This window comes from Flagellimonas myxillae, from assembly GCF_023502235.1.
Lineage (GTDB): Bacteria > Bacteroidota > Bacteroidia > Flavobacteriales > Flavobacteriaceae > Flagellimonas > Flagellimonas myxillae.
In genome coordinates this window covers 210296-235135 of the sequence record NZ_JAMFLY010000003.1, presented here as the reverse complement: position 1 = coordinate 235135, position 24840 = coordinate 210296, and the positions used below count along the sequence as shown (strand labels likewise).

Sequence of the window (24840 nt, the reverse complement as noted above, 5' to 3'; positions counted from 1 at the left end):
TGCTTTTGCGTAGCTGCAAATATAAAATGAAGATCTTACTTCCTTCAATAAATCCAAAGCAAATAGGTATTTTTACCGAATGATTTTGGTTACCGGAGGTACTGGATTGATTGGTTCCCATTTGCTGTATCATTTGGCGAAAAGTGGAAAACCTGTAAAAGCCATCTATCGAACAAAAAAGTCTCTGGACAAGGTCACCAAAGTTTTCGGCTATTATTCCGATACTCCTGCTTCACTTTTTGATAAAATCACTTGGTTCAAAGCTGACATAACGGACGTAAGTTCTATGGAAGCTGCATTTGAGGATGTTGACCAAGTCTATCATTGTGCCGCATTGATTTCGTTTGACCCCAGGCATCTTGATCAATTGATCCAGACCAACACGGATGCCACGGCAAATTTGGTCAACCTGTGTGTTGCAAACGGTGTGAAAAAGATGTGCTATGTAAGTTCAATTGCCGCCATTGGCCCAAGTGTGGGCGGAAAAATGGCCAACGAAGAAAATGAATGGAACGACGCCCAAGTTTCGGTATACGGCCTAACCAAACACGATGCGGAACTGGAAGTTTGGCGCGGAAGCCAAGAAGGTCTCCAGGTAGTTGTCGTAAATCCAGGAGTGATCTTGGGCCCGGGATTTTGGAGGTCAGGAAGTGGCTCTTTTTTCACTTATGCCAATAAAGGCAAAAAACGCTTTGTTCCAGGTGGAACCGGGTTTGTCTCCGTAAATGATGTGGTCAATTCCATGACCCAGTTAATGGATTCTGACATTGCTGGGGAACGGTTTATTTTGGTGGGTGCAAATCTTGGTTATGGGGATATTTTTGGAAAAATCGCTGCCCGTTTTGGGGTGGACGCTCCCAAAAAACAAGTGCCATTTTGGGTGTTGGAGTTTTTTTGGCGCTGGGATTGGTTGCGTAGCAAGCTCAGGAGAAAAAGACGTAGGCTTACCAAAAATATGACCAAGGGATTATACCAAAGGGAAATTTACGACAACTCCAAGATTAAGAATGCACTGTCCTTTACTTTTGAAAGCTTGGACGATACCCTGGACTTTTGCTGTGAAAAATTCAAGTCTGATTCTCTTTGACCTTCTTTTCGGTTTTCTTTCCGGCCTCTATTTTGCCTTTGGTCTTGGTTGATTTATTGGTAGGTCTAGGCCCTCTGGTGGAATCGCGCATTAGTTTTCTAGTCTTTCTAACGCTATCGTTCTTTTGTTTGGTAGCATTTTCCATGGCTTTGGTCCTACGTTCCAAAATGGCGTTTACCTCTTCATAAATGGCCTGATACTCCAAAGGAACCGAAGCATAATATAAGTCGCTCTGGGTCAATTGCACACTATCTATCCCATGCTTGTCATAGAGATACTCCATTATGGTAATCCCTTTATGTTTCAAAATGGGCTCAATATTCCGTTCAGCCGCCTTTAGGAGGGCCAAATCGTGATAGATTTCAACCATCTTGTCTTTTGAAATCAATTTTTCTGGCGGTTCAATTACCTTTTCCGCGCAGGAAACCATCCAAAGTCCAATACAGAAAAAAACAACTTTCTTCATTTTCACCTACTGAAGGTTAATCGCATTGCCTTGCGTTCGTTGCTAAAATTGCCTTGGTCAAAAGCCAGATGCCCATTAACAAAAGTTCGAACGACCTTTGAGCCAAAGGTAACACCTTCAAAGGGAGACCATCCACATTTGTACAGAATATTGTCTTTTTTAACCTCATTTTGGGAATTGCGGTTTACCTGCACCAGATCAGCGTAGTATCCCTCCTTAATAAAGCCCCTTCGGTCCAAGTCAAAAAGTTTGGCAGGGTTGTGGCACATTTTTTCTACCGCCTTTTCCAAAGTTATTTTACCCTCGCTTTGTTTCTGAAGCATAGCCAAAAGTGCATGCTGCACCAAGGGTCCACCAGAAGGTGCTTTGGTATATGGGTTGGTTTTTTCCGCTAAGGTGTGTGGGGCATGGTCCGTTGCTACTACATCAATTCGGTCGTCCAGAAGCGCCTCCCAGAGTTTTTCCCTGTCCGTACTGGTCTTTACCGCAGGGTTCCATTTGATCAAGGTACCTTTTTCGGTATAATCCTCATCCGAAAACCACAGATGGTGAATACAGACCTCAGAGGTTATTTTCTTTTCCTCCAGAGAGATGGAATTCGTAAACAAATCGGTCTCGATTCCGGTGGAAACATGAAACACGTGCAATCGTGCCCCCGTACTTTTGGCCAAGGCTATCGCCTTTGATGAAGAAAGGTAACAAGCCTCGCTACTTCGAATAAGCGGATGATATTTTATAGGAATATCGTCCCCGAATTTAGCTTGGTATTCGGCCATATTGGCCCTGATGGTCCCTTCGTCCTCGCAATGCGCAGAAATCACCATCTCGGTATTCTTGAAAATCTTTTCCAAGACTTCCTCATTGTCCACCAACATGTTTCCCGTGGAAGACCCCAGAAACAGTTTTACCCCAGAGCATGCATTTTTATCCAATCGCTTGAGCTCTTCAAGGTTGTCATTGGTTCCCCCAAAAAGAAATGAATAATTGGCATAGGAATCTCTTGCTGCAATGGCAAACTTTTCCTCCAACTTTTCCAAGGTAGTGGTCTGAGGATTGGTATTTGGCTGCTCCATAAAAGTGGTAATACCACCGGCAATGGCAGCCCTACTTTCGGTAGCGATGGTTCCCTTATGGGTCAATCCCGGTTCCCGAAAATGGACCTGGTCATCTATAATTCCCGGAAGTAATAGATCTCCGGCCAAATCGATAACCTGGGCATGCTCATCAGAAATATCGCCATCTATTCGGGAGATGAACCCGTCCTGCAGCAGTAGATCGGATTCGAAAACTCTGTTTTCATTGACAATCTTGGCATTCTTTAGTAAGATTTTGGACATCCTAAAAACTCTTTTTGAAAAATACACTTCTGAACTTCATGGCTATCACCCCAAAGATGGCCTCCCGAACAATGGAGGAATTCATCTTGGATTTACCATTTATCCGATCTGTAAATATGATGGAAACTTCTTCTATTTTAAACTTTTTAAGGTATGCCCGGTACTTCATCTCAATCTGAAAGGCATATCCGATAAACCTCACCTTGTCCAAATCGATACTTTCCAAAACCCGGCGATGGTAACAAACAAAGCCCGCCGTGGGGTCGTGCACCTTCATTCCAGTAATGATCTTTACATAAAACGAGGCCCCATAACTGAGTAATATCCGGAACAAGGGCCAATTGACCACGTTCACCCCTTTTTTATAACGGGAGCCCACGGCCACATCGGCACCGTTCAAACAGGCGCGGTGCAGTCGGGAAAGGTCTGCCGGGCGATGGGAGAAATCCGCATCCATCTCAAAAATGTACTCGTAATCCCTTTTTAGGGCCCATTTAAACCCATGGATATAGGCGGTTCCCAAACCTGATTTTTCTTTTCTGACTTCTAGGAATAGGCGTTCTGGGAATTGTTCTTGAAGTGCCTGGACATTTTGCGCTGTCCCGTCGGGAGAATTATCGTCAACGACCAGAACATGGAAATTTTTTTTAAGATCAAATACCGTTTTGATGATAGCCTCAATGTTCTCAATCTCATTGAAGGTGGGTATGATCACAATGCCATCTACCATTTGCGCGTAATTAGAGTGCAAAAATAAGCTTTTCTAATTAGCGTGGCCATGTGGTTTCGGTACCATTTTATTAGGGTAAGTGCCATTATTTGTACCTTTGGGCCATCTAAAATCCAATTGATGACCCAAAAGTTTCCCAGGTTGTTTTACCTGCTTCTGGCCATTCTTTTTCTTCTTAATCTTATTCAGGCGGCTTTTACTGAACTCATCTACGATGAGGCCTACTATTGGTATTATGCCCAAAATCTGGATTGGGGATACTTTGATCACCCTCCCATGGTGGCCTTTCTTATTAGATTAAGTAGTTTCTTTTTTGATGGGGAACTCGGGGTCCGGTTTATGAGCTGTATTCTTTCCACGGGAACGTACCTATTGCTGTGGGAAACAGTGGATCATCCTAAAAAGAAGGATTATGTGGTTCATTTTTTCTTGCTCATATTTTCTATGGTATTGGTGAACGTATACGGTTTCCTTACGTTACCAGACACTCCATTGCTCTTTTTTACTGCCCTATTCCTATTGTTGTACAAGCGATTTATAAAGCAGCCCACAATAGTTCTCTCCTTGGCTCTTGGTATTTCCATGGCTGCCTTGATGTACAGTAAGTACCATGCGGTGTTGGTCATCTTGTTTGTGCTTTTGTCCAACATAAAATTGGTGTTCAACAGATATGCTTGGCTGGCCGTGGTTGTGGCATTATTGTGTTACATACCCCACTTCTTATGGCTTTTCGAACACGATTTTGTCTCCATAAAATACCATCTTTTTGAAAGGCCAAACCAGGCCTATTCCTTCGAGAAATTTACGCTGGGCTTCTTTCTAAATCTTATCATCGTTTTTGGCCTGCTGTTCTATTGGGTGTATTTGGCCTTGATCAAAAACAAGGAAACGGATAAGTTTTCCAAGGCAGTCAAGTATTTAACCTATGGTGTGATTCTCTTCTTTTTCATATCCAGTTTTAACAGGAGGGTGCAAACGCAATGGATCATTGTGATTTCCATCCCTATGCTAATTATTGCCTTCAATCATTTGCTTGAAAATGCCCAAAGCCGAAAATGGATGTATAGAATGGGATTGGCAAGTTTGGTCATTTTATTATATGGTAGGCTTTGGCTGGTTCATCAACCACTATTACCAATAGTATACGAAACACACGGCAACAAGTCTTGGGTTGAGGATGTGGATTCCAAGGCTGGGGATGCCATGGTTATTTTTGAAAATTCTTATAGACGCGCACCGATGTACGAATTCTATTCGGGGAAGCCGTCCTTTTCGTTGAACAACTGCTTTTACCGAAAAAACCAGTATTCCATTGATGCCTCCGAAGAAATTGCTAGGGGAAAAAAGGTTGTGATGTTTTCCCAATACCGTAAGAGTGGGGATATCTCCTATTTAAGTCCAAAAGGAACTACATTTTTTGGTGTTTTCATGGACGATTTTAATTCGTACCGAAAACTACGCTGCTTTGCTGAAAGATCGCTCGAAGAAACAAATAATTGGAATTTAAAGGTCCACAATCCATATCCCTTTGATATCCCATTGGATAGCTTGAACTATGCTGTAGCCTATACAGATGATTATAAGAAAGTGATAGAACGCGTACCTATTAAAGTGGCACCCTTAAACGCCATGCATAAAATCTTAAAGTCAAAAGATACAGCCTACTTCCAATTTCAACTCCCTAAACCCAGAAAATTGGAAGAACCTGGTTATTTTAGAGTTGGTTTGGGCAACAAGGAGCTTATTCCCGGACTTAATGGAATTCCCATAAAACTTGACGATGGAACCGATTTATAAAACCGTTGAATCGCTGGATTGGATGACCTTGGTGCTATTTTTTAGCCTCTTGATCCTTACCCTGGGCAAGTATCTCTTCCAGAGCAGGTTTCTCAATTTCATGATACTTCCCTTCAACAATAAGTATGTGGTACTCTACAATAAAAAAGGAAGGCTTTTGAACTGGTTCCATATTCTATTGACCGTGTTTCAGTTGATTAATTTGTCCCTGTTCCTTTTTTTGGTCCAAAAAACATTTTTCCCGGTCAGCAGCGAGGATTATCTGTATTACTTCTTTCTGATCACGGGTTGGTTATTGTTGTTCGAACTTGTAAAAATGATGCTTCAATTGGGCAAAGGATTTGTGTTTAACACCCAAGGTTTGGTCTCGGATCTATTGTTCAACAAAACGTCCTATTTAAACCATAGCAGTCTGGTCATGTTTGTTGCCAACATGGTACTCGTATATATCGCAAAAGACTCCCAGATCGTGATATATGCGGCTTTGGTCTTAATTGTTTCCATTAATATCATTGGATTCTTCAGGTTGATGAAGAACCATCAAAAAGTCATAATTTCCCACTTTTTCTATTTTATTTTGTACCTTTGCACACTCGAAATTGCGCCCCTAGTAATAGTTGGAAGCTATCTAAAAGATTGAAAGCTTATGAAAGTAAAGACAATTTTGGTTTCCCAACCAGAACCCAAAATCGAAAATTCCCCCTATTCACGACTCATCGAAAAAGAAAAAGTAAAGGTAGACTTTAGACCCTTTATCCATGTTGAGGGAGTTCAGGCAAAAACAGTAAGGCAGCAGAAAATTGACCTTAACAATTTTACTGCTATTATATTGACAAGTAGGAACTCTGTGGATCACTTTTTTAGAATCGCCGAGGAAATGCGCTTTAAGGTGCCAGACACCATGAAGTACTTTTGCCAGTCGGAAGCTGTGGCCTACTACCTACAGAAGTATGTGGTGTACCGCAAACGAAAAATTTATGTCGGCAAGCGTACCTTCAACGAATTGGTTCCCCTTATTAAAAAATACAAAGACGAGAAGTTCCTTCTTCCCTCATCCGATACATTAAAGGCTATTGTTCCCCAAGCATTGGACGAACTTGGCGTTGATTGGAAAAGAGGTATTTTCTATAAGACCGTTATCAGTGATCTTTCCGATTTAAGGGATGTTTACTATGATGTTTTGGTATTCTTTAGCCCTTCGGGTATTGAATCCCTACTGAAAAACTTCCCGGATTTTGAACAAAACAATACGCGAATAGCTGTATTTGGAAACAGTACGGTTAAAGCCGCCACAGATGCGGGTCTACGAATCGACATTCAAGCCCCGACCCCAGAGACACCCTCGATGACCATGGCGCTTCAAAAGTATATTACCAGCGTAAACAAATAAAGGAAGCTTATCCTTAAACCAATAAAAAAAGCCCCGATAAAATCGGGGCTTTTTTTTTAAAAGGCATATCGCTGTGGTCCTCCACGCCTGATTTCCTCGCTGGCGTAGGACTCGAACTTTTTAAAGTTTTCCCTAAAGGCATTGGTCAATTTAAACGCAGTCTTATAATAAGCATCGTCATTGTTCCAAGTTGCCCTTGGGCTCAATACACTGGTAGGTACACCTGGACATTCCCTCGGCTGGGCTACCCCAAATACGGAATGGATATGGTACTTATCGTAGCTATATAGACCTAATTCTCCGCTTAACGCGGCACTGATCATGGCACGGGTGTATTTTAGTTCCATTCGTTTACCCACTCCATAGGGTCCCCCCGTCCATCCTGTGTTAATCAACCAGACATCCACTCCAGACTCCTGCATCTTTTTGCTTAACATTTCTGCATATACTGCAGGATGCAAGGGCATAAAGGGAGCTCCAAAACAAGCAGAAAATGAAGGTTGTGGCTCAACCACTCCTGCTTCAGTTCCAGCTACTTTTGCGGTATAACCAGAGATAAAATGGTAGGCCGCTTGGGCAGGGGTCAATTTGGAAATTGGAGGTAAAACCCCAAAGGCATCGGCCGTTAGAAAAAAGATGTTTTTCACATTCTTTCCTATTGATGGCTGTTGTATGTTCTCGATATGATATATGGGGTAGCTTACCCTCGTGTTTTGGGTAATGGAGGTGTCGGCAAAATCCACAACGTCTTGGTCATCCAAAATCACATTTTCCAAGATAGCTCCATGCTTTATGGCCCCGTAAATCTCCGGTTCCTTTTCTTGGGATAGGTCAATTACCTTGGCGTAACAACCTCCTTCGAAGTTAAATACAGCATTGTCCGCTGTCCAACCATGCTCATCATCCCCGATTAGCTTACGGTTTGGGTCTGTTGAAAGGGTGGTCTTTCCCGTTCCTGAAAGGCCAAAGAACACAGCGGTATCCCCGTCATTGCCCACATTGGCCGAGCAATGCATGGGTAGTGTATTTTTGAATACCGGAAGGATAAAATTCAGGGCAGAGAAAATTCCCTTTTTAATTTCACCGGTATACCCAGTTCCCCCGATCAATGCAATCTTTCTGGAAAAATTCAGGATGGCAAAATTATGCTGGCGTGTTCCGTCAATTTCTGCATCGGCCATAAAACCAGGTGCATTGACCACCGTCCACTCGGGATCAAATGACTCCAGTTCCTCCACCGTTGGCCTCAAAAACATATTGTAGGCAAACATGTTGGACCAAGGGTATTCATTGATCACCCGAATGTTAAGCTTGTAATCATCCTCGGCGCAGGCATAACAATCTCTTACAAACAGTTCTTTGTCATCCAAATACGCGATGACCTTGTCGTACAATTTGTCAAATTTTTCGGGTTCAAAGGGGATGTTGATATTCCCCCACCAGATTTTCTCTTGGGTGATGTCGTCCTTGACAATAAAACGGTCCATCGGAGACCGTCCAGTAAACTCTCCGGTATTGATCGCCAAAGCCCCGGAAGAGGCTTCTTTTCCCATTTCTTTTTCAAGGGTTACATTATGTAACTCACTGGGAGACAATTGATAGCGCACATTGTTGTGCTGAATTCCATACTGCTTTAACGAAATCGTTTTCGTAGCTGGGGTATAGGTGTCCATTTTGATGTTTTTAAATTGGTACAAAGCTAGAAAAATCTAATTCCTGCCAAACCAATTTTGTGATTAATTGTCCTATTTTTTGGTCAAAATGTTATATCCCAAAAGTCCCCAGGCCAAAATAAGAAGAGTTCCTCCAATTGGGGTTGAAAAAGCAATTCGTTTAAAGTCAAATGTCATCAAATTATCAATGGCCAAAAAGTAAATGGAAAAAGAAAATAAAATGGTTCCAAGAAGTATGAAACCATAAATGATTTTGTTTTGTTTCGGCTCAAGTCCATTCCAGATTCCCAAAATCAAAAGAAGCAAAGCATGGTACATTTGATAGCGAACACCTGTTTCAAAGCTATCTACCGCATCTGGCGACACCACCTTTTCCAGTCCATGTGCACCAAATGCCCCTAATACGATTGCCAATAGCCCCATGATAACCCCAGTCAACATAAATGTTTTGTTCATAACTTTGATTATTGATTTTTTTAGAAATATAACAATTTGATACCTTAGTAGCCGTTTTAATCAAAAGTAACCAAAACGTATGGTCCGTACTATTCTGGTCGTTGGAGCAGGCAAATCAACCTCATATTTGTTGGATTATATCCTTAAAAAATCAAACGACGAGCATCTTAAACTGATTATCGGGGATTTAAAGCCCGATAATATTCCCGCAAACATTGCCGAACACCCCAATTGTGAGGTGGTGCAACTCGATGTGTTTAACGATAAAGCCAGAAAAATAATCGTGGAGGCTTGCGATCTAGTGATTTCGATGCTCCCAGCGAGAATGCATATTAAAATTGCGACGGATTGTATCCAATACAAAAAGCATTTGGTCACGGCTTCTTATGTGAGTAAGGAAATTGAGGCCCTGGACGCCGAAGCCAAAAAAAATGGCCTGGTTTTCATGAACGAAATCGGTCTAGACCCGGGTATTGATCATATGAGCGCCATGGAAGTCATTGACAGGATACGGGATAAGGGCGGAAAAATGTTGTTGTTCGAATCCTTCACCGGTGGTTTGGTGGCCCCCCAAAACGACACCAATCTGTGGAATTACAAATTTACCTGGAACCCACGGAACGTGGTGGTAGCCGCCCAAGGTGGGGCAGCTAAGTTTATCCAGGAAGGAACCTACAAATACATTCCCTACCAAAAAATATTTAGACGTACGGAGCTCGTCGATATTGAGGGCTATGGCTCCTTCGAGGTATATCCCAACCGGGATTCCTTAAAATATCGCGAAGCCTACGGGCTTAAAGATGCCTTGACCCTATATAGAGGTACCATGAGACGGGTGGGCTTTTCCAAGGCTTGGCACATTTTTGTAATGTTGGGAATGACCGACGACACTTATATCGTTGAAAATTCAGAAGGCATGTCATACCGCGAATTCGTGAACCTCTTCCTGCCTTATTCCCCAACAGATTCGGTAGAACTAAAACTGCGTCATTATCTAAAAATTGACCAAGACGATATTCGATGGGGAAAACTTTTGGAACTCAACCTGTTTGACAACAGCAAGATAATTCCCCTCAAAAATGCAACACCCGCTAAAATGCTCCAGTACATTTTGGAGGACAGTTGGACCCTAAACCCAGAAGAGAAGGACATGATCGTGATGTACCACAAATTTGGTTACGAACTGGATGGAAAGAAAAAGCAGCTGGATGCCAATATGGTAGTACTGGGCGAAAACCAAACCTATACGGCCATGGCCAAAACTGTAGGTTTGCCTGTAGCCATGGCAGCCCTGCAAATCCTGAACAACAAAATTGTTACCCCCGGGGTTCAAATCCCCATTGCCAAGGAAGTGTATGGCCCAATCTTGGAGGAGTTAAAGTCCTATGGTATCCATTTTAATGAATTCCAAGTCCCATATTTGGGCTATAATCCCGATTCCATCGGAAATTAAAGGTTTTATGGTTTTTGGGTATCTTTAGTTTCAAATAAGAAGCTATAGATGAAAAACTCGAACAATTCGGTTAAGATTGACGGTATCGACAAAAAAATCCTAAGATTTTTGATGAGCGATGCACGAAAACCAATTCTGGAAATTGCACGAAGCATTGGTATTTCTGGAGCGGCCATTCATCAGCGACTCCGAAAACTGGAGGGGTCGGGACTTCTGTCTGGCTCCAAGTTTGTGATCAATCCAAAGGTTTTGGGTTATACCACCATGGCCTATATTGGAATCTTTTTGGACAAGGCCATGTCCAACCCCCAAGCGGTTAAAGAGCTTGAGAAAATTCCCGAAGTTCTGGAATGCCACTATACCACAGGAAATTGGTCCATTCTCATTAAAGTATTGTGCAAGGACAACGAACATCTTATGCATGTCCTTAATAAAAGGATCCAACAAATTGATGGTGTATCCCGAACAGAAACGTTTATTTCCCTGAATCAACAAATCGACAGACAGATTTCCATTTAACACATTAATGAAGTTCTCCCTTACCCTCCTTTTGTTGGGGCTACTGCCCTATCTAGTCCAATCACAACAAAGTAATGATGCCAAACTCTACAGTCATCAGTTGCAGTTGCGACATGACAATGATTTTTTTGCTTTGACAGATCGCTATTATTCTTCAGGGCTGTTTGTTGCGTATCAAAGAAAACTGGAGAGGGGCGTATTCGGGGCAAAGGAGCAGCTTGGTTATAAAATTGGGCAGGAAGTGTATACGCCATCCCAAACCCAATCTACAAACACCAATGTTTTTGATAGGCCATATGCCGGACTTTCAGGCATTTGGCTAACATGGTCTACAAGTCAGGACAAGCAGCTTTTGGAAGTGGAATCCTTGCTGGGCATAGCAGGGCCAAGTTCTGGTGCCGGAGGTTTACAGCGGTGGTACCATAAGGCCATTGCCATATCGGATTCCCCAATTTGGACCGATGAGTTGGAAGATAGTTTTCATGCCAACTTATATCTCACCTATACCAAGGAATGGAAACTGGCGCCAAATCCGTTTGGTGTACGTTTTGCCGTTCGACCCAAATTTGCCCTTGGCTCTAGGGACATCTATACAGATGCGGAGGCTATTTTTCACTTTGGAAGACGAAACCCCATGGAAAATAGTATCGCATACAATAGATTGGGAAGTGGCAAAAAGGAAATCTATTTTGCTTTGCGATTTGCCTACAGGCAGGTCTTTTATAACGGATTGATAGAAGGCAATCTTTTTGGGGATAATTCTCCAGTCTTAGGCGTCCCCAAAAACTCATTATTGCGCTTAGGATTTGATTTTAACCATCGGTTTGGGGTACACGACTACAGATTTGGAATACGGTACAATTCACCAGAAACACCAAGCTCAAAATCGCATGCCCATATTGTTCTTGCCTATGGAAGAAGTTGGTAGGCAACCAGATGAATGGAAGCTCAGTATTTGTATTCAATCTAAATAAACATTATTTTTGGCCCTTCATGAAGGTCGTATACCAATCCACATATTATACCTTATACCAATCTGAAAAGGAAAGGTGCTTTTATATAGACTTTGTGCAGAAAACCGTGCGTATGTCTTTCTGCCAACTCTTGGCCCTAAGGCACAAGGTGCTTTCCATCCCTATCGAACATCACTTTGATAGCGACCTCAACAAACATGGTTTTGAACTTTTGCAGCTTTGCAACAAGGAACACCTGTTCATTTTAAATACTTTGGAAGTGTTGGATTTGAAATCCCTTGTGGAGCAGGGGTTTGTGCGTTTGGGCATCTCGGTTAATGCGACGGCCCTTCACGTTTAAGCCCTCCCTTATTTTTATTCAATCTAAAACTCCTTATAAATAAGGAACTTACCCGGAATCCAGGGTTAATATTCGTACTTTTATGTTGCCGGTAAACCCGGTAATTCAACTAGTAATACAATCCAATGAAAGATATAGCAAGACAAGCGATGAGCATTAAAGTGGAATCCATGGATATGCTCAACGGTCAGATAAAAATGGAGGCAAATGCCTCTGCCACCTATCTGGCAATGGCCTCATGGTGCGAACAAAATGGCTTTTTTACGAGTGCCAAGTTTTTCTTCAAACAATCGGAGGAAGAACGGGAACACATGATGAAAATATTCAACTTTTTAATTGACGTGGGAGGAAGTCCCCTTTCTCCGGAAGTAACCAATATCAACCACGATTATTCTTCGATTGTGGATGTTTTTGAGCATACATTGGACCATGAGATCGCAGTGACCAAATCCATACACCAAATTGTAATGAAGGCTCGCGAACTGGGCGATTTAACCACCGAGCGCTTTTTGGATTGGTTTGTATTGGAGCAGGTAGAGGAAGAAAACACCATTCGTGACATTCTGGATATGATTTCTGTAACCGGAACCGAGGGAGTTGGCCTTCAGCTTATTGATGACCATGTAGGAAACTGGATCAACTAACTAACAACTAGATAATCCGCCAAGAAAAGAAACGGAGCCAATTGGCTCCGTTTTTTATTTCGTTTATTGGGAAATGCTTAATCCCTTCCTCCAAATACTTGGAAGGCCCAATATACCAAGGATGCCAAGGCACCCAAGGCCGCTACCAAATAAGTTCTTGCCGCCCACTTTAAGGCATCTTCGGCCCCAGCATACTCCTGCTGGCTTACCATGTTCTTTTGTTTTAACCAAGCTAGCGCACGGTTACTGGCATCATATTCCACAGGCAAAGTGATAAAGCTAAAAATGGTGGCCATTCCCATCATTACCAAACCAGCTACGGCTATATAGAATCCGATTCCCTCAGCTGCTCCAGTGGCTGCCATTAGGGCAATTCCACCAAAAACAATCCATGTGGACATTCCTGAGGTCACACTGACCACTGGGACCAATTTGGATCGCATGGTCAACCATTCATACGCCTGTGCATGCTGTACTGCATGTCCCACTTCATGGGCCGCAACAGCAGCGGCCGCTGCATTCCTTTGACTGTAAACCGCTTCACTTAAGTTGACGGTCTTATTTTTTGGGTTATAGTGATCAGTTAGCATTCCGGCTGTGGAAATAACCTTTACATCACGAATACCGTGGTCATCCAACATTTTTTGGGCAATTTCAGCCCCACTCATCCCATTTCGAAGATGTACCTTGGAGTACTGCTTAAACTTGCTTTTTAATCGGCTGCTTACAATCCAACTGACTAAAGCAATTCCACCGATTAATATATAGTATGTCATCATAGTTTTTAGTTTTTATCTATCATAAAGATACCAACTCCAAAGCAAAAACCCGGCCAATATCCCACAAGGGCCGTTTCCTGACAAAATGTACATATCCAGTTGATGCATATAGAGCCCAACTTGCCCTACTTGTGCCTAATTTTCAGTGCCAACATCCACAATACCAAGACACCTGTAATCGCATTGGCCAGAATAATCGCCAGACTTTCGTGGTGGATGCCGTAGTACAACCAAAGCATGGTTCCCACAAAGAATGCGGAATACATGGTGAAGGAAATATCTTTTGTGGACTTGGATTTCCAGGTTTTGTATACTTGCGGCACAAAGGAACTTGTGGTTAGGGTGGCGGCAACCAACCCAACTATTTCAATGGTATTCATAGTTGGTTATTTGAAAATGGGCCGCCCCAAAAGGCTATCCCACTATATTCACAATTTTACCGGGCACCACGATCACTTTTTTGGGCTCGCGACCATTGAGTTGTGCCTGGGTTTTCTCATGGGCCATTACAGCAGCTTCAATTTCATCCTTGCCCATGTCCAAAGGCAGCTCCAGTTTAAACCTCATTTTACCATTAAAGGAAATTGGATATTCCTTGCTGTTTTCCACCAAATATTTCCCTTCAAAAATTGGAAACGTTACCGTGGAGATGGATTCACCATGGCCCAGTTTCTCCCATAGCTCCTCGGCAATGTGCGGGGCATAGGGCGACACCAAGATAGCCAATGGTTCCAATATAGCCTTGCTTTTGCATTTTTGCGCCGTTAGCTCGTTCACACAGATCATGAATGTGGACACTGAAGTATTGAATGAAAAGTTTTCAATATCCTCCTCCACTTTTTTGATGGTCTTATGTAGGGTTTTGAGGTTTTCCGCAGTCGGTTCCACACCATCTTCCATGGACGCATACAGCTTCCAAAGCTTTTTCAAGAAGGAATGAACCCCTGTTATCCCAGCAGTGTTCCAAGGTTTGGACTGTTCCAATGGCCCTAGGAACATTTCGTACAGGCGCAAGGAATCAGCACCGTACTCTTCACAAATATTATCCGGGTTGACAACATTATACTTGGACTTGGACATTTTTTCAATCTCCCGGCCCACAATGTACTTCCCTTCTTCTAGCACAAACTCTGCATCCTTATAATCCGATTGCCATTTTTTGAAGGCTTCGACATCCAGTTCGTCAGACGCATTGACCAAGGAAACATCCGCATGGATTGGAATTACATTTTTCCCTTCCTTTAAACCTTTTGAATAAACCTTATTGGAATCCATGTCTTTATAAACAAAAGCACTTGTCCCAGTAATCATTCCTTGGTTGATGAGCTTTTTGGCATATTCCTTTTTAGGAGCAATCCCTTTATCAAACAAGAACTGCTGCCAAAAACGGGAATACAATAAGTGTCCAGTCGCATGTTCGCTCCCCCCTATATAGAGGTCCACGTCTTGCCAATAGCCAATGGCTTCTTCCGAATAAATGGCTTCGGTATTCCCAGGATCCATATAGCGATTGAAATACTGCGAGCTCCCGGCCCAACCTGGCATGGTATTCAGCTCTAGCGGGAAAATCGTATCATTATTGATCAATTGATTATTGACCACTGCACTTTGCTTTGTATCCCATGCCCAATCCGTAGCATTGCCCAAGGGCGGATCTCCCGTTTCGGTGGGAAGGTATTTTTCCACTTCGGGAAGTTCCAAAGGCAAATGTTCATCTGCAATCATCTGGGGCATCCCATCCACATAGTATACAGGAAATGGCTCTCCCCAATACCGTTGGCGGCTAAACACAGCATCTCGAAGGCGGTAGTTTATTTTTCCCTGGCCTTGTCCAATCTTTTCCAACTCATCGATTACCTTACGGGTGGCCTCTTTAAAATTCAGGCCATTTAAAAAGTCGGAGTTGGCAATTATGGTATTGGCCTTGTCGGCAAACGCCTCTTCCGAAATATCGACTCCCTCAAAAATGTTGGGGATAGGAATATTATAATGCATGGCAAAGTCATAGTCCCTTTGATCTCCGCAAGGTACCGCCATAACAGCCCCTGTCCCATAGGAAGCCAAGACGTAATCCCCTATCCAAATAGGAATGGGGGCTTTGGTAAAAGGGTGTTCAGCGTAAGCTCCGGTGAACACTCCGGAAATGGTTTTTACATCGGCCATTCTGTCCCGCTCGGAACGTTTGGCGGTGGCCTCCACATAGGCTTCCACGGCTTCCTTTTGCTCTGGAGTGGTGATTTTTTCCACCAACTCATGCTCCGGGGCCAGGGTCATAAAACTAGTACCAAAAATAGTATCAGGGCGGGTAGTAAACACAGGGATTTTGAATGCTGAATCCTGGATATTGAACTCAACATGCGCACCTTCCGAACGCCCAATCCAATTGGTCTGGGAATCCTTGAGCGGCTGTGGCCAATCAATAGTATCCAAACCATCCAACAAACGCTGCGCATAGGCTGTTATCCGCATGCTCCATTGGGTCATTTTTTTCCGAATCACCGGATGGCCTCCACGTTCCGAAACCCCATTTACAATTTCATCATTGGCCAAAACCGTCCCTAAGGCAGGGCACCAGTTTACTTCGGTATCCGCCAAATAGGTCAATCTATATTTTAAAAGAATTTCTTGTTTGGTGCGATCGGAAAAACTTGCCCATTCCGCTGCACTAAATGTTGGGGTATCCTCATCGCAGACAGCTTCCACTTCGCTGTTTCCCGCTTTTTCAAAATTGGAAGTCAAGGTAGAAATATCCTCGGCCTTATCCGATTTTTTGTTGTACCAAGAATTGAAGAGCTGGATAAAGACCCACTGTGTCCACTTATAATATTTTGGATTGGAAGTACGTACTTCCCGGCTCCAGTCAAAAGAAAAACCAAGCTGGTCCAATTGCTCCCGGTACCTCTTAATGTTAGCTTCGGTGGTTATGGCCGGATGCTGCCCGGTCTGGATGGCATATTGTTCAGCAGGTAGACCAAAGGAATCGTAGCCCATAGGATGTAGCACGTTAAACCCTTTGTGCCTTTTGTACCGTGCGTAAATATCACTGGCAATATAGCCCAATGGATGTCCAACATGCAATCCAGCCCCAGACGGGTATGGAAACATGTCCAAAACATAAAACTTGGGTTTCTCGGAATTGTTGGTGGCTTTAAACGTTTGGTTTTTGGCCCAGTACTTTTGCCATTTGGCTTCTATCTCCCTGAAATCGTAATTCATGGTCTTTCCGTCATTTTCGAATTGCAAAAATAGCTTTAATCCCCTAATTACGATTTACTTTTCTATTTTTACGTACTGATTTTCCCGTATGAGCCAATATATTGAACGATATCAGCGTAGGAGGCTAATTTCATCTTACTTTTCGGTGGTTTTGAGCATTGCACTTGTGCTTTTCTTGGTAGGGGTTTTGGGCCTTTTGGTCTTGAACACCAAAAAGTTGGCCGACCATTTTAAGGAACAGATCACCATTTCTGTTTTTTTGAAGGACAACGCCAAGCCGGTGGAAATTGAACAGCTCCAAAAAAGTTTGGCTTTGGCCGATTATACCAAAACTGCCAATTATGTATCCAAAGAGGACGCCGCTGAGCAATACAGTGAGGATATCGGGGAGAATTTCGTGGAGTTTTTGGGGTACAATCCATTAAAAAACGCCATAGATGTAAACCTTAAGGCCAATTTTGTTTCGCCCAAGCAAATTGAAGAAATTGCCGCCGACATTACGGCCAAAACCTATGTGGAAGAAGTAAGTTACGATCAACCGTTGATCTCCTTGCTCAATGACAATGCCCGAAAAATCGGATTATGGATTTTGGTGGCCAGTGTGGTGTTTGCTGCAATTGCGGTTTTGTTGATCAACAGTTCCATACGCCTTTCCATTTACTCCAAGCGATTTATTATCAAGACCATGCAAATGGTGGGTGCTACCAAAAAATTTATTCGCAGGCCCTTTATTTGGCAAAACATACGCTTGGGAATGATAGGTGCCACCATCGCCCTAATTGCGCTGGGCGTGGTCCTATACTACGTTAACTCCAATTTCCCTGAGCTTGGAATTTTCCAGGACGTTCTAATTCTTGTTCTTCTGTTCGCCGGTGTTTTTGGATTGGGGGTTGTTATTTCGTGGGGCAGTACCCATATCGCCACCCAAAGATTTTTGAATTTGAGAACAGATGATCTTTATTATTAACTTTACAGCATGAGTAAGAAAAATAAGCAGGTTGCAAACCCGAAAGGACTATTTGTCTTCCAAAGGAAGAACTACATATTCTTATTTATTGGATTGGCCTTCATTGCCCTCGGATTTATTCTGATGAGCGGAGGTGGTAGCGATGACCCCAACGTTTTTAATCCGGATATTTACAGTTTTAGAAGAATTCGATTAGCACCAACTTTAGTGCTCATTGGTCTTGGAATACAGGTCTATGCCATTTTGTTGAACCCTAACAAAAACAAAAATTAGTTTGGAGCTCATTGACGCGATCATCCTTGGAATTATTCAAGGACTCACCGAATTTTTACCTGTATCATCTAGCGGACATTTGGAATTGGGAAAAGCCATTCTCGGAGCGGAGTCGCTTCCCGAAGAAAGCTTGTTGTTTACCGTGGTGCTCCATTTTGCAACTGCTCTAAGTACCATTGTCGTTTTCCGAAAAGATGTTTGGGAAATTTTGAGCGGTCTTTTCCAATTTAAATGGAATGAGGAAACCCAGTTTTCATTAAAAATCATTATTTCGATGATACCCGCGGCCCTTGTAGGGTTCTTTCTGGAGGATTTGTTAGAAGTGTTCTTTGATGGTGCCATCATCATTGTGGGGATTATGCTATTGATCACCGCAATTCTCTTGTATCTGGCAGATTTGGCCAAGACTACGGACAAAGGCGTATCGTATCGAAGCGCATTTGTTATTGGAATGGCCCAGGCCGTAGCTATTTTGCCTGGGATTTCGCGTAGTGGCGCCACGATTTCAGCGGCAGTGCTTTTGGGTGTTGACAAGAGTAAGTCGGCCCGGTTTTCCTTTTTAATGGTCGTTCCCTTGATTTTGGGAAAAATGGCGAAGGACCTTTTAAGCGGGGATATCGATTTTGTCGGGGACCAAGCCATTGCCATGGGCGCTGGTTTTGTGGCCGCCTTTATCGCCGGTCTCGCTGCTTGTACATGGATGATCAAATTGGTCCGACAGAGTAAGCTTACCTATTTTGCCATATACTGTCTGGTTATCGGGCTAGTGGCCATTGCCTGGAGCATTTGGGGGTAGCATTTCGGATGGATTCTTACCTTTAGCACCAAACCCCGCGGGAATTGAAAACGAAAGACGATTTTTTGAACGGTCAAATTTTGCTGATCGACAAACCCTTGGAATGGAGTTCCTTTCAGGCCGTGAATGCATTGAAGTGGGCCATTCGCAAGAAATTTGATCTCAAAAAAATCAAAATTGGCCATGCTGGGACGCTCGATCCCTTGGCCACAGGCTTGCTCATCATCTGCACTGGAAAATTCACCAAAAAAATTCCCGAGCTCCAAGGTCAGGTCAAAGAATATACCGGGACATTTACGCTTGGGGCAACTACCCCTTCCTATGATCTGGAGACCGAAATTGACGAAAACTATCCCACGGAACACCTCAGCGAAGAACTGATCCAGGAGACTAGGTCGCAGTTCAAGGGCAGTATAGAACAGGTTCCCCCTGTTTTTTCAGCCTTAAAAAAAGACGGAAAAAGGCTCTACGAGTTCGCCCGGGAAGGCAAGCAGGTTGAAATAAAATCAAGAAAAGTGGAAATCCACACCTTCGAAATCACCCAAATCAATCTTCCCATAGTGCATTTTAGGGTGGTTTGCAGTAAAGGCACCTATATTCGCTCCTTGGCTCACGATTTTGGTAAAGCCTTGAAGTCCGGAGCCCATTTATCCTCCCTTAGAAGAACCAAAATAGGCGATTTTAACGTAAATAATGCGGTAACGCCAGCGACTTTTAAAGAAAGTCTAGGCAAAATAGGGTAGCATTCCAGGACCAAATCTGGGGCAAAGCCCGCATTTGACGCAAAATAATTTTGGAAAAAAGAGGTTATAATAGCACCATGAACCTAAATAGGAGCCAGTTATCATTTTTAATAACGTTCTTCTCCATGACCATAATTGTGTTGTTGCTCTACAACATACATCTGGGCGGGGTTAAAGAGGAAGAATATGTTATTGAAATGAGTCTGGACGATGAGGATATCGAGGAACTGCTGAAAGAAGAAGAGGAACGCTTGGAGGAGTTGATGAACAACGACCCCATCAAAAGCCACATGGCCCTGAACGAAACTGCAAAACCCACCATTGGCAATCCTGAACCCTTGAAGACTTTGGACGAACTCATGGAAGAAAGGGCCTTAAACAGTGAGGAAGGGGAATTTTCAGAATCCAATAGCGATTATGCGAACCAACTCAAAGAATTGGCTGCCAAAAGGGAAGAGAAAAAGCAACAGTTGGGAGAGCGGGAAGCTCAAAAGGAAGAATTTACAAACTTCTTGAAGGACCGAAGAACGTCCATCTCCTTTTCTTTGGTAGAACGTAATGCCTATTCCTTACCTCCGCCCATTTACACCTGTATTGAAGGGGGAAAAGTGGTCATCAATATCAAAGTGGACAGCAACGGTTACGTGACCGAAGCTGATTTCAACGATAAAAGTTCGGGTACGAACAACTACTGCTTAATTGAAAATGCCATTACATATGCCCTAAAAGCAAGGTTTAGCCCAGACACCAAAAATTCGCAAATAGGTACCATTACCTATCTATTCCAAGGGAAGTAACTCTATAATATCACGAAGGGTGTTTTGCCCTTTGTCCTTGTTGTACCACATCTGAAGGTCCTGCTTGAACTCCGTGGTCAATTTTCCGTGTTCTTTCTTGTAATCCTCCACCATTTGGGTGGCAATACTTGGTCTTGGACCCCACTCCCCAATTAACTGTTGGTTTTCCCTTTCCATCATAATGACCTTCGGAATTGATCGGGATTCGTTGGTCAAGAATAGGTCCATAAGATCCAGATTCTCATCCCTTAGTACAATCTTGAGTTCAAAATTGGGGTTTAGTTCCACAATTTTGTTGATAACCGGCAAGCTTGGAGCGGCATCCCCACACCAACTTTCAGTCAAGACCAAAAAAGTGACCTTGGTTCCAATTTGGGCGATTCGTTCTTGGAGATCGGCAGGAATCTTCAAGGTCTTGTCCCAACGGTTCATACGACGATCATTGAGTTCCGTATAGTTGATCAATGACTCCAATTGCTCGGGACCTGTTGTTTGCCTCTGTTGTGCCAATTGATGCACCATTTCACGGTACTCTTGGTAACTGATTCCTTTCCCAATTCCGTTCATCACCAACGGTAATCTTTCCTCCTGAATTTCGTTCAATACTGTTGCCATTTCCATTTTTTACAAAGCTAGCTTACCTAAGCGGCAATAAATCTGATATTTGTCATTGGTTGGAACTTGCCCCTAAAACTTACAAGGGGACATACAGCGTCATAAAAATCAGAAGAAACGTAGTGTCCATTACGAATTCAGGTATCTCTTCTTGACCATCCCTCCCTTGGTATCATTGATACTGCTCATAACCACAAAGGCCGAACTGTCTATTTTGTCAATTTCGATATGGAGTTTCCGAATTTCCAAGCGCGTGATTACAGTATAGATTACGTCGTATTCATTTTGCTCCCCAAGATTGCCATAGCCCCCTTTGGCTTCATAAATGGTCAATCCTCTTCCCATTTTTTCAACGATCATCCTTCTGATCTCCTCGCTTTTTTTAGAGATGATGGTAACCCCAGTGTATTCCTCAATGCCTTCCACAACAAAATCCAAGGTTTTGGATGCAGCCAGATAGGTAAGCATGGAGTACAGGGCAGATTCTATGGAAAGTAAATAAGCCGCAGCCAAAAATATGAGCCCATTGATGAGAATAATGATATCCCCAATTTTGACGCCCCACTTTTTGCTCAGAAAAATGGCCAGCACCTCGGTCCCGTCCAATACACTTCCCCCTCTTATGGACAATCCTATCCCCGCGCCAAGAAAGAATCCACCAAAAACTGCCACCAATAACTTGTCTTGGGTAACTTCGGGAAATTCGATGATCAACAAGGTAAATGCCAAGCCCAAAATGGCTATGGCCGTTTTTATGGCAAACTGCTTTCCGACAACCTTGTATGCCATGAAAATAAAAGGCAGGTTGATCAATACAATGAATATCCATAGCGGCGTTTTGGTCACTTCAGAAATTAAAAGTGAAATCCCCGTAACACCTCCATCGATAAAGGTGTTGGGCAACAGGAAACTTTCCAAACCAAAAGCAGCTGCAAAAATTCCTATAACAATAAAAAAGGCATCCTTTAGCACCCGCTTTGTATTCGTTTGGACGGCAGTGGGGTTTAATATTCCTTTTGTTTGTGCCATTTGTTTGGGTTAAAGGTTTATTGGATTAATGGCCAAACTCTTAAAAAGTTTAGCCTTTGTATAATAAAACTTATTCTGGACCTCATTTTGTTTCAGTCTGGCATCAATAAGTTTGCTTTCCCTGGAATTGATTAGGAACACGGAGCTTTCGCCTAACGAAAACTTCCTTTCCTCGGCATTGAGAAGGCTTCCATAATTGGTCACAATATCCATGATGAGCTGGTTTTGAACGGCATAGGAATCCAGCTCGCGGTACAAGGCGGTAATTTTGTTGAATATCTCCACTTGGGCATTATCCCTTTCAAACTGCATGTCCTTGAGTTTGAACTTCGCCAATTTTAAATCTCCCCGTTCTTTTCGTAAAAATAAGGGAAGTCTAAAGGTTACCCCTCCTTTAAACTCATCAGTTACAAAGGAATTGATCAATTCCGGCGTTTCTGTTAGAAAATTGTACTCCACATCCAGCTTGGGAAGCAATTTATTGGCCTTCAAACGCTTGTCCACTTTCAGGCCATCAATTTTATAACCAAGCGATTGCATTTTTGGATGATTTTCCAGGATAAGACTGTCCAATCCCTGCCCTTCAATCTGTAGGGTTACATCTATTTTTGATCCAACCTCAATATCGGGAACAACTTCAGGCTGTAATTCTACGGGCACCTCATCGATCCATAAGAAATTGGAGAGATTCAACGAGGATTTCATCAGTCTTACCTTGGCCTGTTCCCTTCCCAAAATTCGATTCTGAAAATTAATCTTGGCCTCGACGGTATCTATTACTGCAATATCCCCGGCATTCGCTCTTTGTTTTATCCCTTCCAGACGAACTTGCGCATTCTGCACAAAATCCTCATATACTTTATAGTCCAAATAGGCTCTCAGCCAATCAAAATAGGCCAAAGATGCCTTGTACAACACTCCGTTTACCAATAAGTCCTGATCCGCCTTGGACTGCTCCCTAAAATACTTTGCCTTTCGTAAGGTGGCCATCCGTTCATTGATCCAAAAACCTTGACCCAAAGACATGGAAACCCCGGCACTATAAAGCCCATCCGTAGGTACGGTCTCCTCTGGATTGATAAAATCACCTTGGTTCTGTGCATAATTTCCTTTGAGTTCCAACCCAAACCAAGTGGGAATTTTGAAGGTGGTGTTTAGACGATCCCAATATTCAGTCCCCTTGAATTGCTTCCGATCATAATCCACTTCAATTTTGGGGTCAAAACCTCCCCTGGCCTTCATCAAATTGGCTTCCCCCATTGCAATATTCAGTTGGGCCTGCCTGGCAATGGGGTGGTACTTTTTTACATATCCAAGATACTCTTGAAAATGGAGCACCATGTTGTTGTCCTGGGCGGGGAGCACAGCACAAAAAACAAAGAAGGCAAAAACACAAAGTACTGTTTTACTTTTTACCAACATCTGCCATTTGGTTTTCAGGTTGATAATAGTTTGGGGGGAACCCATTGAGTTGTCTCCAAAGTTCAAACCATATGGGAACATCGTTTAACAGGGCAATGGTATTGGCGCCGGATCCCACACGAAGCGCTTTGGGCCAAGCCCCATCTTCCTCATCCGGAGCGAGCAAGACCCTATATTTTCCATTGTCACTGATAAAGGTCTCTATGGCCACAACTTTGCCTCCAAAGGTTCCAAAAGAGACATTGGGCCAACCGTTAAATACAATGGCCGGCCAACCATCGAACTGAATTCGCACTTTTTCGCCAACATGGATCAACGGAAGATCAATAGGCTCAACGAATGTCTCCACCGCCATATCATATTTGGCAGGCATAATCCCAACCAATCGGTCACCCTCTTTAAAGGTCTCCCCAATTCCAGATTGCAAGGCCTTGTTGATAAAACCGCTCTGAGGCGCTCGAATGTACATTAGGCTATTGCGGATTTCGTAATTGGTGTATTGGTTTTCGAGCTTGGTCACTTGGGCTTCAGAATCAAATTGGCTGGACTGTGCAGTGAGCATATCACTCCTTGCTTTAGAGATTTTATCCGTGTATTCGGCTTGTACCCTGTTGATTTCCATTTCGGTATTAATGACCTCGTTTTTGCTGGTCAACAGCTTATTTTCCTGTGATACCAATTTGGCCTGGGTCTCTTGCAGTTTCAGCCTTTTTGTCTCTACATCGGTAACGGCTTTCAAGCCTTCTTTTTCCAACTGGGCTGTCCGGTCATATTGGCGCTCCGCAATGGTAATATTGGTCTTGGCCGCTTCTAAATCTATGCTATCGCTCTTCACTTTTAGCTTGGATTGCACCAATTTATTTTTGGCCTGTTTTAGTTTCAATTGTCGCTCCGTTTTAAGGGCCTCGATTTGACGATTGAGCGCCTTGACCTTTTCCTGATAGGAATTTACAGCCATTGTTTTGGCCTGGATTTGTTTGCCGGTCCGTGCAACCAGATTGGGGTCAAAATACTCACTCTTGATTTCTGAAATATGAAGTATGGTGTCCCCTTTTTTTGCAAAGTCCCCTTCCTTTACATACCATTTTTCAATCCGTCCAGGTATGGGCGATTGGATAGTTTGGGGACGTTGATCCGGCTTAAGGGTGGTGAGATATCCCTTGCCGGAAATGGTTTGTGTCCACGGCAGGAACATGGAAATCAAAACGATTATGGAAAAAATCGCCAACAAGCGGTTGAAATGCTTGTTATGCCTTCTTCCAAAAACCTTTTGGGCAGCCTTGTAACTGCTCAAATCCACTTTTTGGTTCAATTTATTGGGCGATATATTTAACACG

The 24840-nt window shown here is 43.1% G+C and carries 26 protein-coding genes; 14 read left to right on the top strand and 12 right to left on the bottom strand.

All coding sequences use genetic code 11. The annotated features are described in order from the left end of the window. The first annotated feature begins 79 nt into the window (after positions 1–79). Entirely contained in the window at positions 80–1087 is a 1008-nt protein-coding gene (locus M3P07_RS13775; RefSeq protein ID WP_249970509.1) for an NAD-dependent epimerase/dehydratase family protein, read from the top strand. On the opposite strand, the gene M3P07_RS13770 is transcribed toward M3P07_RS13775, so the two are convergent. The 3 genes from M3P07_RS13770 to M3P07_RS13760 are packed head-to-tail and all read right to left on the bottom strand — an operon-like array spanning position 1068 to position 3620. Continuing rightward, positions 1068–1553 (bottom strand): DUF4296 domain-containing protein, encoded by a 486-nt coding sequence (locus tag M3P07_RS13770; RefSeq protein WP_249970508.1) that lies wholly within the window; start codon positions 1551–1553, stop codon positions 1068–1070. The genes M3P07_RS13775 and M3P07_RS13770 overlap by 20 nt on opposite strands. 2 nt (positions 1554–1555) lie before the next feature. Further along, the gene (locus tag M3P07_RS13765) at positions 1556–2890 is read right to left on the bottom strand and encodes a dihydroorotase (RefSeq protein WP_249970507.1); all 1335 of its coding nucleotides are present in this window, start codon (positions 2888–2890) and stop codon (positions 1556–1558) included. A 1-nt stretch (position 2891) separates the two neighbouring features. Then, positions 2892–3620, bottom strand: a complete 729-nt coding sequence (locus M3P07_RS13760; protein WP_249970506.1) for a polyprenol monophosphomannose synthase — start codon at positions 3618–3620, stop codon at positions 2892–2894. A gap of 120 nt (positions 3621–3740) precedes the next feature. Between M3P07_RS13760 and M3P07_RS13755 the strand changes: the two genes are divergently transcribed. From M3P07_RS13755 to M3P07_RS13745, 3 genes are read left to right on the top strand one after another with little or no spacing between them, the layout of a single operon-like run. After that, entirely contained in the window at positions 3741–5417 is a 1677-nt protein-coding gene (locus M3P07_RS13755) for an ArnT family glycosyltransferase (protein WP_249970505.1), read from the top strand. Next, positions 5401–6057 carry a DUF4271 domain-containing protein gene (locus tag M3P07_RS13750; protein WP_249970504.1) on the top strand — a complete coding sequence of 219 codons (657 nt, stop codon included), beginning with the start codon at positions 5401–5403 and terminating at the stop codon, positions 6055–6057. The genes M3P07_RS13755 and M3P07_RS13750 overlap by 17 nt, the downstream gene beginning before the upstream one ends. A 6-nt stretch (positions 6058–6063) precedes the next feature. Beyond that, positions 6064–6807 (top strand): uroporphyrinogen-III synthase, encoded by a 744-nt coding sequence (locus tag M3P07_RS13745; protein WP_249970503.1) that lies wholly within the window; start codon positions 6064–6066, stop codon positions 6805–6807. Positions 6808–6863: 56 nt separating this feature from the next. Here the strand turns inward: M3P07_RS13745 and pckA are convergent, their stop codons facing one another. Together pckA and M3P07_RS13735 are read right to left on the bottom strand one after the other, a co-directional pair. Continuing rightward, positions 6864–8480 carry a phosphoenolpyruvate carboxykinase (ATP) gene (gene pckA / locus M3P07_RS13740; protein ID WP_249970502.1) on the bottom strand — a complete coding sequence of 539 codons (1617 nt, stop codon included), beginning with the start codon at positions 8478–8480 and terminating at the stop codon, positions 6864–6866. Positions 8481–8552: 72 nt separating this feature from the next. Next, complete coding sequence (locus M3P07_RS13735; RefSeq protein ID WP_249970501.1) at positions 8553–8936, bottom strand: DUF423 domain-containing protein; 384 nt, start codon at positions 8934–8936, stop codon at positions 8553–8555. Positions 8937–9015: 79 nt separating this feature from the next. On the opposite strand from M3P07_RS13735, the gene M3P07_RS13730 reads away from it, so the two are divergent. The 5 genes from M3P07_RS13730 (at position 9016) to M3P07_RS13710 (ending at position 12866) form a co-directional block, all read left to right on the top strand. Then, positions 9016–10389, top strand: a complete 1374-nt coding sequence (locus M3P07_RS13730) for a saccharopine dehydrogenase family protein (protein ID WP_249970500.1) — start codon at positions 9016–9018, stop codon at positions 10387–10389. 48 nt (positions 10390–10437) lie between these two features. Next, a complete protein-coding gene (locus tag M3P07_RS13725; RefSeq protein WP_249970499.1) occupies positions 10438–10908 on the top strand; it encodes an Lrp/AsnC ligand binding domain-containing protein in 471 nt (156 codons plus the stop codon). Between the two features lie 7 nt (positions 10909–10915). Beyond that, on the top strand, positions 10916–11836 hold the full coding sequence (locus M3P07_RS13720) for a lipid A-modifier LpxR family protein (RefSeq protein WP_249970498.1): 921 nt from the start codon (positions 10916–10918) through the stop codon (positions 11834–11836). 65 nt (positions 11837–11901) lie between these two features. Next, the gene (locus M3P07_RS13715; RefSeq protein WP_249970497.1) at positions 11902–12222 is read left to right on the top strand and encodes a hypothetical protein; all 321 of its coding nucleotides are present in this window, start codon (positions 11902–11904) and stop codon (positions 12220–12222) included. A gap of 125 nt (positions 12223–12347) precedes the next feature. After that, positions 12348–12866, top strand: a complete 519-nt coding sequence (locus M3P07_RS13710; protein ID WP_249970496.1) for a ferritin — start codon at positions 12348–12350, stop codon at positions 12864–12866. Between the two features lie 77 nt (positions 12867–12943). On the opposite strand, the gene M3P07_RS13705 is transcribed toward M3P07_RS13710, so the two are convergent. The 3 genes from M3P07_RS13705 to leuS form a co-directional block, all read right to left on the bottom strand. Then, positions 12944–13645, bottom strand: coding sequence for a zinc metallopeptidase (locus tag M3P07_RS13705; protein WP_249970495.1), 702 nt, complete (start codon positions 13643–13645; stop codon positions 12944–12946). Between the two features lie 125 nt (positions 13646–13770). After that, a complete protein-coding gene (locus M3P07_RS13700; protein WP_249970494.1) occupies positions 13771–14025 on the bottom strand; it encodes a SemiSWEET family sugar transporter in 255 nt (84 codons plus the stop codon). A 34-nt stretch (positions 14026–14059) separates the two neighbouring features. Further along, positions 14060–16861, bottom strand: coding sequence for a leucine--tRNA ligase (gene leuS, locus M3P07_RS13695; protein ID WP_249970791.1), 2802 nt, complete (start codon positions 16859–16861; stop codon positions 14060–14062). Positions 16862–16949: 88 nt separating this feature from the next. Between leuS and M3P07_RS13690 the strand changes: the two genes are divergently transcribed. From M3P07_RS13690 to M3P07_RS13670, 5 genes are all read left to right on the top strand, one after another. Continuing rightward, the gene (locus M3P07_RS13690; RefSeq protein ID WP_249970493.1) at positions 16950–17828 is read left to right on the top strand and encodes a cell division protein FtsX; all 879 of its coding nucleotides are present in this window, start codon (positions 16950–16952) and stop codon (positions 17826–17828) included. Between the two features lie 9 nt (positions 17829–17837). Beyond that, entirely contained in the window at positions 17838–18101 is a 264-nt protein-coding gene (locus M3P07_RS13685) for a DUF3098 domain-containing protein (RefSeq protein ID WP_249970492.1), read from the top strand. A gap of 1 nt (position 18102) precedes the next feature. After that, positions 18103–18897 carry an undecaprenyl-diphosphate phosphatase gene (locus M3P07_RS13680; RefSeq protein ID WP_249970491.1) on the top strand — a complete coding sequence of 265 codons (795 nt, stop codon included), beginning with the start codon at positions 18103–18105 and terminating at the stop codon, positions 18895–18897. A gap of 44 nt (positions 18898–18941) precedes the next feature. Beyond that, positions 18942–19640 (top strand): tRNA pseudouridine(55) synthase TruB, encoded by a 699-nt coding sequence (gene truB / locus M3P07_RS13675; RefSeq protein ID WP_249970490.1) that lies wholly within the window; start codon positions 18942–18944, stop codon positions 19638–19640. Between the two features lie 125 nt (positions 19641–19765). Then, positions 19766–20437, top strand: coding sequence for an energy transducer TonB (locus M3P07_RS13670; RefSeq protein WP_319946576.1), 672 nt, complete (start codon positions 19766–19768; stop codon positions 20435–20437). Here the strand turns inward: M3P07_RS13670 and M3P07_RS13665 are convergent. The 4 genes from M3P07_RS13665 to M3P07_RS13650 all read right to left on the bottom strand — a co-directional run bounded on the left by M3P07_RS13665 (position 20420) and on the right by M3P07_RS13650 (position 24839). Then, on the bottom strand, positions 20420–21052 hold the full coding sequence (locus M3P07_RS13665; RefSeq protein WP_249970488.1) for a thioredoxin family protein: 633 nt from the start codon (positions 21050–21052) through the stop codon (positions 20420–20422). The two genes, M3P07_RS13670 and M3P07_RS13665, sit on opposite strands and share 18 nt — an antisense overlap. Before the next feature lie 129 nt (positions 21053–21181). Then, positions 21182–22081 carry a YitT family protein gene (locus M3P07_RS13660; protein WP_249970487.1) on the bottom strand — a complete coding sequence of 300 codons (900 nt, stop codon included), beginning with the start codon at positions 22079–22081 and terminating at the stop codon, positions 21182–21184. Positions 22082–22090: 9 nt separating this feature from the next. Next, a complete protein-coding gene (locus M3P07_RS13655; protein ID WP_249970486.1) occupies positions 22091–23503 on the bottom strand; it encodes a TolC family protein in 1413 nt (470 codons plus the stop codon). Continuing rightward, a complete protein-coding gene (locus M3P07_RS13650; protein WP_249970485.1) occupies positions 23487–24839 on the bottom strand; it encodes an HlyD family secretion protein in 1353 nt (450 codons plus the stop codon). Before M3P07_RS13650 ends, M3P07_RS13655 begins: the two co-directional genes overlap by 17 nt. Between the last annotated feature and the right edge of the window lies 1 nt (position 24840).